This is a genomic window from Streptomyces sp. NPDC017940 (assembly GCF_044328435.1).
Lineage (GTDB): Bacteria > Actinomycetota > Actinomycetes > Streptomycetales > Streptomycetaceae > Streptomyces.
In genome coordinates this window covers 253,223-267,410 of sequence record NZ_JBIRHJ010000005.1, presented here as the reverse complement: position 1 = coordinate 267,410, position 14,188 = coordinate 253,223, and the positions used below count along the sequence as shown (strand labels likewise).

General features: G+C 72.9%; 6 protein-coding genes. 2 read left to right on the top strand and 4 right to left on the bottom strand.

The features are described from left to right. Positions 1 to 49 precede the first annotated feature (49 nt). The 3 genes from ACH4DX_RS19315 to ACH4DX_RS19305 form a co-directional block, all read right to left on the bottom strand. On the bottom strand, positions 50 to 4,690 hold the full coding sequence (locus tag ACH4DX_RS19315) for a DUF6603 domain-containing protein (RefSeq protein ID WP_398155992.1): 4,641 nt from the start codon (positions 4,688 to 4,690) through the stop codon (positions 50 to 52). A gap of 1 nt (position 4,691) precedes the next feature. Further along, positions 4,692 to 7,595: a S8 family serine peptidase gene (locus ACH4DX_RS19310; protein ID WP_398155991.1), complete on the bottom strand. Its 2,904-nt coding sequence runs from the start codon at positions 7,593 to 7,595 to the stop codon at positions 4,692 to 4,694. A 339-nt stretch (positions 7,596 to 7,934) separates the two neighbouring features. After that, positions 7,935 to 9,101 carry an alkaline phosphatase PhoX gene (locus ACH4DX_RS19305; RefSeq protein WP_398155990.1) on the bottom strand — a complete coding sequence of 389 codons (1,167 nt, stop codon included), beginning with the start codon at positions 9,099 to 9,101 and terminating at the stop codon, positions 7,935 to 7,937. Positions 9,102 to 9,479: 378 nt separating this feature from the next. Between ACH4DX_RS19305 and ACH4DX_RS19300 the strand changes: the two genes are divergently transcribed. Beyond that, complete coding sequence (locus tag ACH4DX_RS19300) at positions 9,480 to 9,959, top strand: hypothetical protein (RefSeq protein WP_398155989.1); 480 nt, start codon at positions 9,480 to 9,482, stop codon at positions 9,957 to 9,959. Between the two features lie 20 nt (positions 9,960 to 9,979). Beyond that, on the top strand, positions 9,980 to 13,144 hold the full coding sequence (locus ACH4DX_RS19295) for an ATP-binding protein (RefSeq protein WP_398155988.1): 3,165 nt from the start codon (positions 9,980 to 9,982) through the stop codon (positions 13,142 to 13,144). Here ACH4DX_RS19295 and ACH4DX_RS19290 read toward each other — a convergent pair. Then, positions 13,108 to 13,644 (bottom strand): nitroreductase family deazaflavin-dependent oxidoreductase, encoded by a 537-nt coding sequence (locus ACH4DX_RS19290; RefSeq protein ID WP_398123675.1) that lies wholly within the window; start codon positions 13,642 to 13,644, stop codon positions 13,108 to 13,110. The genes ACH4DX_RS19295 and ACH4DX_RS19290 overlap by 37 nt on opposite strands. Positions 13,645 to 14,188 lie beyond the last annotated feature (544 nt).

Here is a 14,188-nt window from a genome sequence, read left to right as displayed (position 1 = left end):
CGATCCCTTTCTGGGGTGCCCCTGATCACGGGGTGAGGATCTCGGTCGATCACGGGGTGAAGATCTCGGTGGCGGCGGTGCGGACGTCGGCACCGTCGGGGGTCGCGGGACCGGAGCGCTCGACGCCGCCGCAGGCGAGGACGCGGCCGTCGGCGAGCAGGGCGGCGGCGAAGGAGCGCCGTCCGGTGGCGAGCGCGCCCGTGTGGCTCCAGACGCCGGTGGTGGCGTCCCGTACGAGGGCGCCCCGGTACCCGGTGCCATGCGCGCTCTTGGCGCCGCCCAGGACCAGGACCCGGCCGTCCCGCAGCAGCACGGCCCGGTGCCCGGTCCTGCCCTGCGGCAGGGGCGCGGCGGGCTCCCAGCCGGTCGCGGGGGTGAAGCGTTCGGTGGCCGTGAGGGCGTCGGCCGGGAAGCGCCCTTCGGTGGGGGTGCCGGTCGGCTCGCCGCCGGTGACCAGGACGGAGCCGTCGGCGAGGAGCGTGGCCTCGTGACCGGCACGCGGTGTGGTGAGCGTCGGCGCCGCGCTCCAGACGCCCCGGTCGGGGTCGTAGAACTCGCAGTACGCCAGCGGGGCTGGCGCGCCTCCCGTGGCCAGGGCCCCGCCGACGACCAGGACACGCCGGTCCCGCAGGACCACGGCCCGGTGGCCGTGGCGGGCGTCGGCCATCGGCGTGCGGGTCGCCGTCCAGGTGCTGTCCGCGGGCCCCGTGGGCACGGCGGCCCGCGGGTTGAGGAGTTCGGCCGACGCCAGCGCGTGCTCGCCCTCGCCGCGGGCCCCGAGACCCCCGGTGACGAGCACCGCCCCGGTGGGTAGCAGGGTCGCGGTGTGCGAGTGCCGCGCGGTGACAAGGGACTTGACGGCGGTCCAGGTACCGGCGACCGGGTCGTGGATCTCGGCGGACGCGAGCGGCCTGCCGTCCGCGCCCCGGCCCCCGGTCACCAGGACCCGGCCGTCGGGAAGGAGGGTGACGGTGTGCAGGGTGCGGGCCGTGATCAGGTTCCGTACGGGCGTCCACACGGCCCGGACCGGGTCGAACACCTCGGTCGTGGCGAGGGCGGCCCCGGTGCTCGCGCTGCCTCCGGCGACGAGGACGCCGCCGCCCGCCAGGAGCACCGGGTCGATGTCGGCGCGCGGCCCGGACAGGGGCCCGCACGCCGTCCAGCCGCCCGGCGCGGGCAGCGGCCCCGCGGCGTCCGACTCCGGGATGACGTGCAGCTTCCCGGCCAGCCGGGGATCCCCCTCCACCCAGTCGGCGAGCGCGTCCTCGGCCGTCGCCCGGCTGCGGAAGGTCGTCGTGCCCTGCGTGGTGCCCGCGGTGGGCGCGAACGCCTGCACGTTGTTGCGTACGTGCGCCACGACGAACCGCTGCCCCGTGATCTGTACGGTGTCCTCGGCCGCGAAGGGCTGCTTGGCGCGCGCCTGTCGCTGCGAGAGCGGGGAGCGGCTGGTGCTGCTGCCGTCGAGCAGCCGGCGGAAGACGGCGGTGCCGACGTCCTGGAAGCGGCGGGGGCCGCTCGCCGGGGCGGCGGGGGTCTCCGCGAGGGCCGCCGGGGAGCCGTCGCCGGTGGGGCGGCTGTCGATGATGTGCAGCTCGTAGCGGGCGCTGCGGCGCACGGCCCGTACCGAGACGAACGCCCCTTTGTCCGCGGTCAGTTCGAGCCCGGCGTCCTGGTCCTCGTAGGCGGGCCTGGACAGCTTGGCCGCGTCGTCCATGTCCTGGAACTGGGCCATGGCGAACTTCTCGTCGGGCGTGGAGACCTTGACGAGCCCGCTGTCGCGGTGCGGTTCGACGGTCAGGCGTCTGATGTCGCTGGGGCGCTGCGCGCCGACGCGGTCGATCCGCACCCCGAGGGGCAGCGAGCGCTGGCGCACGAACAGGGTCCCGAGGGGGTGCAGCACGAGCTCGGTGCCGGGAGGCGTCCGCAGGGTCACCAGCGGGTCGGCGCCGCCGGTGGGGAGCCGCGTCTGCCAGCCCTCGGTCTTGCCGATCTCGCGTTCGAGGACGGGCAGGACCTCGACCGGGGGGAGCGTGGTGTGGTGCTCCTCGCCCCAGGTGATGTCGAAGTCGGCGGAGATCTCGAAGAACAGCAGCGAGATCGAGCCCCGCCCGTGCGCCCGCCAGGGGGAGGGCCCCTCGAGCTGGAAGCGCAGATCGATGCTGAACAGGCCGACGCCGAACGCCTTGAGGCTGACGCCCGCCGAGATGCTGATGACGAACGCGAACGGAGAGAACCGGAACAGGGCGTCGAAGGCGAGGTGCCCCTCGATGCCGAAGCCCGCGAACATCAACCGCAGTTCCGCGCGGGCACCGAACTGGACGTTGTTGCTGGTGACCGCGAAGTAGCCGGAGACTCGGATGAGTCGCCCGGGGCTGTTGAGGATGTCGATCGACAGCCGGTCGGGTACGGGGAAGGGCAGCGGCGGCGGGGTGAAGGCGGGGTGGAAGCCGCCGACCGTGAGCACCAGTTCGGGGTTGTCGCCCCAGGCGACGAGGAGCCCCATGCCGCCGTCCAGCGTCATGAAGAGGATGCGGGAGTCGAAGAGCTCCGCGTAGAACCACACGCGTGACTTGTCGAACTCGAACGCGCCGATGAAGTTGACCTGGAGGAGCAGCAGGGGCAGCTCCTTGTTGGGCAGGGCGCAGGTGAGGACCCCCAGCACGGCGATGTTGCCGGGGATCTCGATGATGACGCCGAGCGAGACGGTGATGAGCGCGGGCGTGCCCCAGCCGATCTTCGCCATCGGCCCGATCAGGAACGTGCCGTCCTCGGGCGGGAAGAAGGCCCGCAGATCGCTCAGGATGCGGGGGGCGTTCGCGACCACGTCGTCGGGGAACATCACCGACTCCACCCGCCCGGTACGCACACCCTCCGCGAGCGCGGTGAGGTTCATGGAGCGGTTGAGGCCGATCAGACCGCCGACGGCGAGCAGCGTGAAGCCGTAGCCGAGCTGGATGCCGGTGCCGAACTCGGTGGTGATGACGATGAGCAGCGAGAAGCCGTCCGGCTTGTCGGGCAGCCGGGTGCTGATGAGGCCGATGGCCTTCAGCTCGACGAGACCCGCGAACTCCAGCTCCAGGGCACCGGCGTACTCGCCCCGCTCGGGGTCGGCGTACAGATAGCCGCCGCCGGAGATCACACCGGCGTCGACGGAGAGGCCGACCCCGCTCGGCGGTTTGAAGGCGAAGCCGAGGTCGAGGGGGCCGAGGTTGCCGCCGCCGTCGTCGCGGAAGCGGGCGGTGGCGATGACGCCGACCCGGTCGACGGTGGCCTTGACCGGGCCGAGTTCCGTGGTGAAGGCGCCGGAGACCTCCAGAGGCAGTGCGCCGCCCTCGCGCAGGCCCGCGCTGAGGTAGAGCGTGGTGATCTCGACGGGGCCGAGTTCGAGGTGCACGGGCAGCGCCAGGTCGAGGGAACCACTGCCCTGGAGTTGCAGACCCGTCGAGGGCGCCCACAGGGCGCGCAGCGAGAAGGCCGACTCGATCTTCACGCCGCCGGCGACGGTGGAGATGAATCCGTCGCCCGACGAGAGGTCGACGAGCAGGTGCCCCCCGTCGATCTCGATCCGGGCGGACGGCTCCACGGTGGCGCTGCCGCCGGGGCCCGCCTGCGCGCTCAGGCCGAGCGCGGCGGCGAACCGCCCGATCTCCAGGCGTGAGCCCTTGGTCTGCCCGAGCAGCAGCATCGGCCTGCCGTCCGCCCGCTCGGCCTTGAGACCGGCCGACGCGCTCAGGAACAGCGGTGCCCCGGGCCGCAGTTCGACGCTGAACGGCGGTACGAGGCGCGCCTCCACACCGGGGGAGAGCCGGGCCTCGGCGTCCAGCCTGAACGTCCACAGCGGCCCGAGCGCCACGGTACGGGTGAGCTTCTCGCCCGCCAGCACGTCGAGCACACCGCTGAGCGCAGGGCCCGAGGGGCCTTGCAGGACGCTCAGCCGCGCCAGGTACAGATCCAGGGTGGGCGGCGTGCCGGGCGGCGCCTCCGGCGGGCCGGTGTAGTGGAAGGTGCGGCCGTGCTTGATGAGGTGCTCCGCGACGACGCGGAACAGCTTACTGCCGTCGAAGGCCGTCGAGCCGAAGTCGAAGACCTCCCGCAGCAGTTCACCGGGGTCGGTGAAGAGGGTCAGGAGCCGGTCGAAGTGCAGGATCCGCCTGCGCACCGGCAGCACCGTGGGGTCCTGCGGGTCGATCGTCGGAGGCAGGTCCTCGATGATGCCGATGAGGGTGAGGGCCTCGACCACGGCGCCGCTCCTGCCCTCCAGATAGGCGATGAGGCTGTGGTCGAGCAGGCGTTTGGGCAGCTGCTCCACTTCGGTGCGCAGCCGCGCCCGCTGGGCGTCGGTGAGGCCGCCCGAGCCGGTGACCGCCGCGTCGAGCGCGGGCTCCAGGGCCGAGATCGCGGAGAGCACTCCCTGGAGGGCCCCCAGCAGGGCGGCGCCCTCCTGGACGATGAGGACGGGCTTGTCGTCGCGGATGGCGTCGCTCAGGCGCGCGACGATCGCGGGAAGGCCCCCTGCCTGGAGTGCGATGCGCCCGGCGGCCTCCGCCGCCGGGGCGAAGCCGCCCGGCAGCCAGAAGCCGAGTTCCTCGAAGAAGTCGTCCCTGCGGGTGGCCTCCAGGTGCTGGGCCAGCGGGCTCAGGGCCCGCGCGATCTCACGGGCGACGAGCTCCACCGTGCCGGCTGCGGCCATGTCAGCTCACCTCGTCCGTCGCGGGGGTGTCGGTCGCGGGGGTGTCGGTCGCGGGGGCGTCCGGCGCGGGCCTGTCCCGGGCGGGGCTGTCCGCCGCGGAGCCGTCCGCCACGGAGCCGTCCGGCACGGAAGGGGCAGCCTCTTCGTCGCTCTCGTACGGCGCCGTGTCGAGCCCGGAGAGCCGGGCCCCGGGAAGGGCGAGGGCGAAGTCCCGGTAGGTGGCGACGTCGGCCCTCAGGGCCGGGCTGCCCGCGCGCTCCAACGCGTCGAGGAGCCGGGCGAGGCCGTCTGCCAGGGGAGTGCCGCCGAGGCTCCGCGGCAGCGGTACGTCCGGGTCGAGGTCGCTCAGGAGCAGTCTGCGCAGGACGAGCGGCCCTTGCGCCCGGTGCCAGGCCACCAGGACCCGCCGGTCCCGCGCGGTGAGGCGGCGCGCCTCGTCGTGGTGCGCGGCGATCAGCCGGACGGCGAGCCGCCCCGCCGCGCTGCGCTCGGCCCGCTCGCGCACCTGCCGCAACCGCACGGCCGTCGGGAGCCGGGCCGCGGGGTAGGCGGCGGGCGGCAGCACCACCGGCTCGCCGTCGCGCACCTCGCCCCCGACCGCCGCCTCGTCGGGGCCCGGTCCGTCCCCGGCCGCCGCCTCGTCCGCGCGCGACCTGCCCCTGATGGCGTTGACGGCACGCTCGGGGTGCACCCGGCCCCCGCCCCAGCCGTCGTCGAGGCTGCGCGGCGGCGGTGGTTTGTCGCAGGTCTCGACGAGTGTGCCGACGATCGTGTCGTGGTCGGTGTTCCTGTTCGCCTGGAACATCAGCGCGACGACTCCGGCGACGTAGGGAGCGGCCACACTGGTGCCCTGGGTGACCGTGTACTGCGCCGGTGCCTGTGCCCCGCTCAGCGCCGCGGTGATCTTCATGCCCGGCGCGCACACCTCGGGCTTGAGCCGGAAGTCGGTGGTGGGGCCGCGGCTTGAGAAGGGCGCGAGCGAGTTGTCGTCGGGGTGGTACGCGCCGACCGTGAGCAGGTGCAGGCCCGCTCCGGGGGTGGCGATGGTGCGGGTCCTGTCCTGGTCGCAGCGGAGGAACCGGGCGGGCGGGTCGCCCCCCACGGTCTTGAGGGACCAGATGTCGAAGGCGGTCTCGAACCCGGCCGTCTCCCGGAGCGTGAGCGTCCAGGTGCCGATGGCGATGTGGCCGTGGGGCGGAGGCACGATGGACAGCGTGAGGTGCCGCTTGTCGTGCGGCTCCGTGGTCAGCAGGTAGTTCCATCGGATCGTGTGCTCGTGGGCGCTGTCCCCGGGGGGCCCGAGGCGCGCCCGGTGGCTCCCCCCGCCGTTGTTGGGGTCCGGGTCGAGCGGCGCGGGCAGGGTTCGCGTCCCGGCGAGGTTCGGCGGCGGCACCAGATCCACCTGGAGCACCCCCGGACCCGAGTACCACAGGTGCAGGTCGTTCTCCTCGAGGTCGGCGAACTCGACGACGAAGCGCCTCTGCAACGCGGGCCCCCGCGCGGGGGCCCGGCCGAACGCGTGCAGTCCGCCGCTAGGCTGCGCCTTGGGGATGACCAGGGGTCCCCCCGGGGTGGCGAAGGTGTGGAAGTCGCCCTCGTTGCCCGCCGCGGCCACGATCGACCGCCGTGTCGAGCCCGCGAGCCGGTCATCGAGCATCACCTCGAACGGGTCGGTCCCGTCATGGGCGGTCTCGGTGCCGCCGAAGCTCATGTTCACCACGACGCACTTCTTCGGCGCCCCGGGGGCGAGCCACGGCTGGGCGAGGATGTACTCCACTCCTTGCGTGTCCTGCGAGTAGCTCAGGTTCGTGTGGACGACGACGAGATCTGCCTGGGGTGCGACGCCCAGGGGCCGGTTGGAGACACAGCAGCCTCCGACGATCGTGCCGGTCCCCGCGGCGACGCTCGCGACCTCGGTGCCGTGCAGGCGGGTGTCGCGGGAGGGGAACGGGGGGCGCGTGGGTGCCTGAAGTGCGGCGTTGATCTCGGCCTCGGTGAACACCCGGCCGCGGGTGACCTTGACCTTCGGGTCGGTACCGCCTTCCAGGGCGGGCAGGTATCGGATGTCCTGGATCGTCTCGCTCTCGATGCGCGAGCCGTCGTAGTTGCCGGTGAACTCGACGACCAAGGGCTGGGCGGGCAGGGGGCCGCCCGTCACCTGGACATCGCCGGCCGCGATGGAGGCGAAGGCCTCCAGAGCGGTCTGCAACGTGGCTGCTTGCACCGGGAGGAAGAGCGGCGCGGTCAACTCCTCCGGCATTCCGGGTGCCTCCCAGGTGAAGGCGATATCCCCGCCGGTCGGATTCCCCGTCACCGTGATGGTCTGGCGCAGGGTCACGTCGAACAGCGAGACGATGCGGGTCTGCGGGGGGACTCCGCCCGTTCCGGTTCCCGCTTTGAGGAAGGCCGGGTGGAAGATGTCGATTCCGGTGTCGATGATGCCGACCACCACGTCCTGGCCCGTATATCCGGCGGGCAGCGGCGGGAGTGCCGTGGCGGCGCCGAGATCCTCCCCGGAACTCCCGGATCCCCCCGCCCCGGGGCTCCCGGGCTCCCCCACCCCGGGAGCCCCTGAAGCCTCCCCCGCGAGGAGCGGACCGGCCGGAGGCGTCCGCGCCCCCGCCAGCGGCCGGGCGACACGGTCGCTCACGACCGCCACGACGCCCGGAACCTCGGCGAGACGCTCCAGGTCACCGACCGCGACGGTGCCCATGGCGCCTCGCGCCGTGTGGATGTGCGAGCAGAAACCCGCCGCTTCGAGGGGCGCGAGACTTCCCTCGTACCGCAGCAGCACCTTGATGTGCTCGCCGAGCCTGCGGCGCTCGTCCCCCGGGTCGCGGAAGGACGCGCCTTTCAGGGCCTGGACGCGCGCGGCGAGTTCCACGTCGAGTTTGGCGTGTGCCATCCGGCACTCCCATCCCTGCCTGACGGTTTCTCGGCGGGAGGCGCGCGAAATGCGGCGTCAGGTCGCGTCACGGCATTTCCCGGTGGCCGCTGCTCAGAATGGTGGGCGGTGAACTCGGCTGTCAATGACCGGCACCCAAGCCATATCTGCACACTTGTCACCCATGCGTACGGGAACTGGTGTGCGCAGAACTCCTATGCGAATACCGGCGTCATGCACCGAAAGGATTCAGCCGCTGTGAATTGTTCCACCTTCTTGCGGGATTGATGCCTCGATTGTCGCCCGGCCGCTGGGGCGGACGGCCACGCCGGCTGCGTGGCCGTCCGCGCCGGGGTGGGCTCAGGCGGTGGTGCGGAAGGGGCCCGTGACCTCGTAGGTGATGCCACCGGACGAAGAGCCGGACGTGCCGCGCTGGCTGGAGAAGTACAGGCGCTTGCCGTCGGGGGAGAAGGCGGGACCGGTGATCTCCGAGCCGGACTGACCGGTGATGCGCAGGAAGGGCGCGACGATGTCGGCGGGGGTGAGGATGCAGATCTCCATGTTGCCGCCGTCCTCGGCGACGAACAGATCGCCGGAGGAACTGCCGGTGACGTTGTCGACGCCGGTCAGGGGCGCGGCGCCGTTGGTGACCAGGTTGTCGTCGTAGGCGAGTTCATAGGTGTGGGAGCGCAGATCGAGCTTCCAGACACGGTTGTCGCCCTTGGTGGTGAACCAGACGGCGTCGGTGGCGTAGTGACAGCCCTCGCCGCCGTTGAAGATCTTGGCGCCGGAGACCTGGTCACGGGTCTGGGTGGGGGAGCCGTCCGGGTCGGGCACGTTGGTCCAGGTGAAGGAGCCGGAGGTGGCGCTGCCCGCCACCAGCACCTGGAGGGTGCCGGAGGAGAGGTCGCCCCAGGTCGTGGGGATGAACCGGTAGAAGCAGCCGTCCGACTCGTCCTCGGTCAGGTAGATCGCCTTGCGCACCGGGTCGGCGGCGGCCGCCTCGTGCTTGAACTGGCCCATCGCGTTGCGGCGGACGGCGGCCTTCACACCCCACGGGTCGGTCTCGTAGACGTAGCCCCGGCTCACCTCCTCGCAGGAGAGCCAGGTGTTCCACGGGGTGGCGCCGCCCGCGCAGTTGTTCCGGGTGTTGGACAGGATGCGATAGGCGCCCGTGACGGCACCCGAGGAGTTGAACTTGACGGCGCCGGCACCGCCACCGGTGGCTGTCTCGGAGTTGGAGACGTATATCCAACCGGTTCCGTCGGCGAAGCAGGCGCCGCCGTCGGGTGCGCCGTGCCAGGTGTACGAGGTGCCGGGAACCCGCTGGCTGGAGCGGGCGATGACGCGGCTGCTGAAGCCGGACGGCAGCATGATCCCGTTGGCGTCCGCGGCCGAGAGGCCACCGTAGGGGCTCGCGCCGTTCTGGGCCGGGGCCGCGTAGGCGGCGCCGTGCATGAGCGTGCCACCGAAGACGGCGGCGGAGGTGCCGATCACCGCGCCACGCAGGAAATTGCGACGTTCCACAGGTACTCCCTCACCGATGAGCGAATGATGACTTTTGGGCGTCGCCGACTGGTCACAGGGACCGTAGGGGGCCCGGACGGGCAGGAGCAGGGACCGGTCGGCCAACTCTGTTCGGCCAATCGGTGCGCCCGTACGGTGCGGAATCCTTCAGTCCGGTACCAAGTGAACGGTTGGGGAACCTTGGTGGACGAAGTGCGGGAGATTTCGGACCACCGGGCGACAGCGGCCCTCGGCACGGTGACGGGCTCCGGCGAATCCCTGCGTCACGCGTGACCGAAACACTACCCTCGGAACACGCTCGGCCGCGGACGACATGACGTGGCGTCAACTTGCCGCGCCCCGGGCGGATTTGTCGCGTACCTAGGGGGAGCACGTCGGATGGCCAGTCATGGGGAACCGCAGGACAGGGACGACAGCACGTACCGAGTGACGGTCCGGAACGTCACCGGGCACACGACCGTCGGCCGGAACAACCGCGTCGTGGGCGGCATCGGAGCCACGGCCGGGCAGTCGAGCGAGGTCACGGAAGCACAACGGGAGGAGCTGCGACGCGAGTTCGCGGGCGTACGGCAGCTGATCGAGGACCTCGACGGTGTGAGCGAGCGCGAGAAGGGCGCCGCCGTGGACCGCCTCGAAGAGCTGGAGGCGGCAGCCACGGACGACGAACCCGACGTACGGGCCATGGGAAGGGTGCGTGCCTGGTTCGCGGAGAAGCTGCCCGAGATGCTGGAGACCGTCACCGGCCTTCTGCTGCACCCGACGATCGCGCTCCTCGTGCAGGCGGCGGGCGACGAGGCCGCCGCCGGATTCCACGGGCTGACGCAGACTTTCGGGTCTTTCGCCTCCGGTGAGGGCTGATGCCGGGACCGGTGTCGTCCGTGGAGATCCATGACGTCCGGGGCAACGTCACCATCGGCGACAACAACATCGTGGTGTCGGGCGACCGCTCGTACGTCCAGGTGGTCAACGCGGCACAGCGCCCCGTCCCGGCCGTGCGCGAGGACGTGACGCTGCTGCCGCGGCGCCCGCGCGCGGCCGTGGGGCGGGAGCGGGAACTCGAAGAGATCGTCCGGGGGCTCGCCGACCACGACGCCTGGCAGGTGCACGGCCCGCCCGGCATCGGCAAGAGCACCCTGCTGCGCCTGACCGCCCACCGGCTCGCCGACGAGGACCGTCCGGTGCTGTTCGTGGACGCGGCGGGCCGCGAGACCGGCGACGTGCTCCAGGACGTCTTCGAGGCCTGCTACGACGCCCCCGGCTACCGGCCCGCACCCACGGAACTCCGCCGCCTCATGGCCCGCGTCACCGTGGACGTCGTCCTCGACGACCTGGAGACCGGGACGGCCGGCCTAGACGGCGTGCTCGACGCGCTCCCCTCATCGGTGCTGCTGTGCGCGAGCGGGCGGCGCACGCTGCTGGGCGGGGGAAGGGCCCTGGCGCTCGGAGGCCTCGGCCACCAGGACGCCCTCGAGCTGCTGTCCCGGAGCCTCGGGCGCCCCCTGACCTCCGCCGAGGAACCGATCGCCGAAGAGCTGTGGCGGACCACGGCGGGCGCCCCGCTGCCGCTGCTGCGGGCGGCGGTGCCGGATCGGCTGAGAGCCGCAGCCGAACTCGACGGCCTGCTGCCCCAACTCCTCGCGGCACTGTCGGGCGCGGAGCGCGACGTCGTCGAGATCCTCGCCGTCGCCCGTGACGGCGGGGTGAGCACCCGTCTGCTCACGGTTCTGCTCGGCGGAGTCACCGGACTCGCCGCCGTGTGCGACCGGCTCGCCGCCCGCGGCGTGCTCGTGGCCACCGAGCACGGCCATCGCCTCGCGCCGGAGGTGGGAGGACGGCAGCTCACGGCCCTGCGGGCCGGGCCCGCGGAGCTCGCGGCACTCGCCCTGCGACTGACGCAGTGGGTCTCGGCGACGGGCACGGAGCCCTCAGCCGTGGCCCGGGACGCCGCGTTCCTCACGGCCGCGATCGACGCGGCCGCCGCGGCGGGGCGCCCGCAGGAGGCCGCGCGGCTCGCGCGTGCGGCGTCCCCCGCCCTTGCCTGCTCCCTGCGTACCGGAGCCTGGGGGCGGGTCCTGGAGCGCGGCATCGAGGCCGCCGAGCGCGCGGGTCTGCGGGACATCGCGGCCTACCTGACGCACGAGGACGGCGTGCGCAAGCTGGTCACCGGCAAGCGGCTGCTCGCGGCGGCCGCCTTCGCCGCGGCCGCCGCCTACTGGCGTGAGCTGGGCAGCGGGGAGCACGCCGCCGCGGCGGACGACGCGGCGCGCGCGTGTGGAGGTGACCCTGCCGGTGGAGGTGACCCTGCCGGTACGGGGGACTCCGCCGGTGGCGGGGACCCGGGCGGAGCTGGAGGCCCCGGCGCTTCCCCGGACGGCGGGACGCAGCCCGACCCCGGCGTGGACTCCGGCGCCGACGCCCTGGTCCCCGGGGGCCAGGGTTCCGCCGACCCGGGCTCCGCGGCGGACCTCGGGCACGAGTTGACGTCGCAAGTCGTCTCCTCGGCGCCGCCGTTCGACCCGGGTTCCATGGCGGTGGCCACGAAGGGCGGGGTGGCCGCCAAGACCGGCCTTGCCGCCAAGACCGGGATGACCATGTCCGCCAAGGTGGTCATCGGCGGCGGCCTCGCCGCGTCGGTCACCGCGGGCGGAGTCGTCATCAGCCAGCAGGCCGACGCGGACACCGTGCCGGTCAGGGTGACCGTGGCGACCCGGGTCCTCGAGGCGACGATGCCCGGCGACCCCGAGGGCCGCTGCGTGGTGAAGGGCGGGGCGACGGACTGCACCAGGGTCGTCGAGTCCAAGAAGGGCGAGTCGGGCCCGGTCTCCGTCGACCCCGCCCAGCCGCTGCCCGCGGGGGTCAGCCTCGTCTACTGGGGCTGCGACGAGGGCCCGCAGGCGGAGTCCTGCTCGGTCACCGCCGACGGCGAGCGGCATGTGTGCGCCACCACGACCAGCGCCGAGGACGAAGGCGCCCGAAGACGGTGCGCGAAGCTCACGAACTCCGCCGCCCCGACCGTCGCGTTCCGTCCGCTCGCCTGGACGACGCAGACCCAGGTCAAGGTCCTCGCCGGGCCGAACGCCCGCCCGCAGGTGCTCGCGTCCCTGAGCAGCGGGCAGCGGCCGGGCCAGGTCGTGTGGTCCGAGGACGCCACCAAGGTGGCATGGACGCAAGTGCGGACCGCGGCGCCAGAGGACTTCGGGGACGACACGACGGTCAAGCTGCGCGACCTCAAGACCGGGAAAGAGCGGTCGTGGACGTGCTACTCGTGCACGATCGCCTTCGTGGACGGGGAACTCGTCTCCGGAAGCCTGGACATCCGGCACCACCCCGCCGACGGCGGTGAGCCGAGGACCAGGGACCTGCCCGAGATCCCGGCCGGTCCCGCACACGACGGACCGCCCAACATCACGCTCCTCACCTCCTGGAACGGCTCCCGTCTGCGTACGTACGCCGTGTCCAGGGTGGGCACGGTGGGGGAGCGGACCCTCCTGTTCGAACTGGACTCGCCCACCCGTGCCCGGCAGGTCGAGGAACTCCCGCGGCTCGACTACGCGGGCGGGGTCTGGGCGGTGAGCCCGGACGGTGGGAGGGCCGTCATCGACCCGCCCGCCGGGCAGGCCGCGTACAACTCGTGCGGAGAGGCCAGCTACCCCATGGCGGGACTCGACATCGCCTCCGGAGCCACGGACCCGCTGAAGGGCCCCGGCGCCGGGTGGCGTGTCCACGAGACGTGGTTCGACCCCGACGGCACGGCCCATGTGGTCTACCGGGCGGAGAAGAGGGCCACCGGAACGGCGACGTGCTCCGTCGACACCAGCCGCGCACCGGTCCGCTACACCCTCGCGCCGGGCGCCGAGTCCTGGAAGCGTTCGGTGAACGAACCCTCCCGGACCCTGGCCGTAGGCGGCGGGAAGCGGATCACACGCACGGCCGACGGAGGCGCGTTCACCCTGGCGGTGGATACGGGAGGGAAGCAGCGCACGCTCGACACCGGAGTCGAACGCGTCTACCCGTCGGCGGCCGCCACGGGGCGCTCCTCCTGATCTCCGGGCCCCCGCGTGGCATCGAGACGGACGAAGGGGATGGACCGTGCCGCCTCGCGGAACGCTTCCTCGCCGCCGTCGGTGGGGAGTGCGGTGAAGACACCCAGAACGCGTGCCACCACGGGGTGCCGGGACTCGTAGCGCGCCATGACGTCGGCCCCTTCGTCGGGGGACAGGAAGGTCGCGGTGACGGGATGGCGACGGTTGCCGCACTGGATGACCGTGTGCGGTTCCCGGCGCAGATTCCGGTACCACTGCGACCCGGGCCCGAAGCCGGACGCGACGGTCCAGCTGCCGCGCCGGGAGTCATGGGCGACCACTTCGAGGACCACCTGGCGGCGCCTGCCACTCACCCGTCCGGTGTGGTGCAGCAGGAGCAGCCGCTTCCCGAAGACCGGCCCGAGCCCCGCGCGGAACATGCGGATCGGCAGCCGCGCCAGGGTGCGACGCCACCCTGTGGGCGGCTGTGAGAACTGCGGTGTGCCTTCCCGGTGTGCCATCGTCGCCTTCCTGGAGACGCGGGGGAGCCTAGCGGTCCCGGTGCTCGACGCGTGGGGCGCTGTGCCCCGACCAGTGGCGGGTGCCATGCGCGGGGCCGGTGGAAACGTCACCGCCGCGAGGTGTCGATCCGGCGGCGGCAGGGGCCGGCGGCGGTGCTCCCGTCCCGAGGCGCCGTACGGATTCGGCGCGTATTCTGATCGGGTAGGAACATTCGGGTAGGAACACAGCGCGCGGCCGACGGCACCCACCGACAGAGCCCGCCCCTGAGCCCCGTCCCGCTTCCGACGAGGCCCGTGGCCCGCTCCGCACCGCTCGGCCCCCGACGCCGGAGCCCCCAGCGACGGCGCCCCCAGCGACAGCGCCCCGGCGCCCCCGCCGCACCGTCTCCGGAGCCGTGCCCGACCCGGACCCGCTCACACCCGCAACCGCCTAGTTGGAGGTGGCAGCAGTGACAACGTCCCCGAGGTCCCCGTCCGAATCCGCGTCCTCGATGTCAGGGGCCCACACCCCGATGTCAGGGGCGCCGTCCGGGGGACCGTCCTC

Bases quoted from the DNA above. Each gene is read 5' to 3' on its own strand.
- ACH4DX_RS19290 (WP_398123675.1), bottom strand. From the start codon at position 13,644: ATGGCACACCGGGAAGGCACACCGCAGTTCTCACAGCCGCCCACAGGG.
- ACH4DX_RS19310 (WP_398155991.1), bottom strand. From the start codon at position 7,595: ATGGCACACGCCAAACTCGACGTGGAACTCGCCGCGCGCGTCCAGGCC.
- ACH4DX_RS19300 (WP_398155989.1), top strand. From the start codon at position 9,480: ATGGCCAGTCATGGGGAACCGCAGGACAGGGACGACAGCACGTACCGA.
- ACH4DX_RS19315 (WP_398155992.1), bottom strand. From the start codon at position 4,690: ATGGCCGCAGCCGGCACGGTGGAGCTCGTCGCCCGTGAGATCGCGCGG.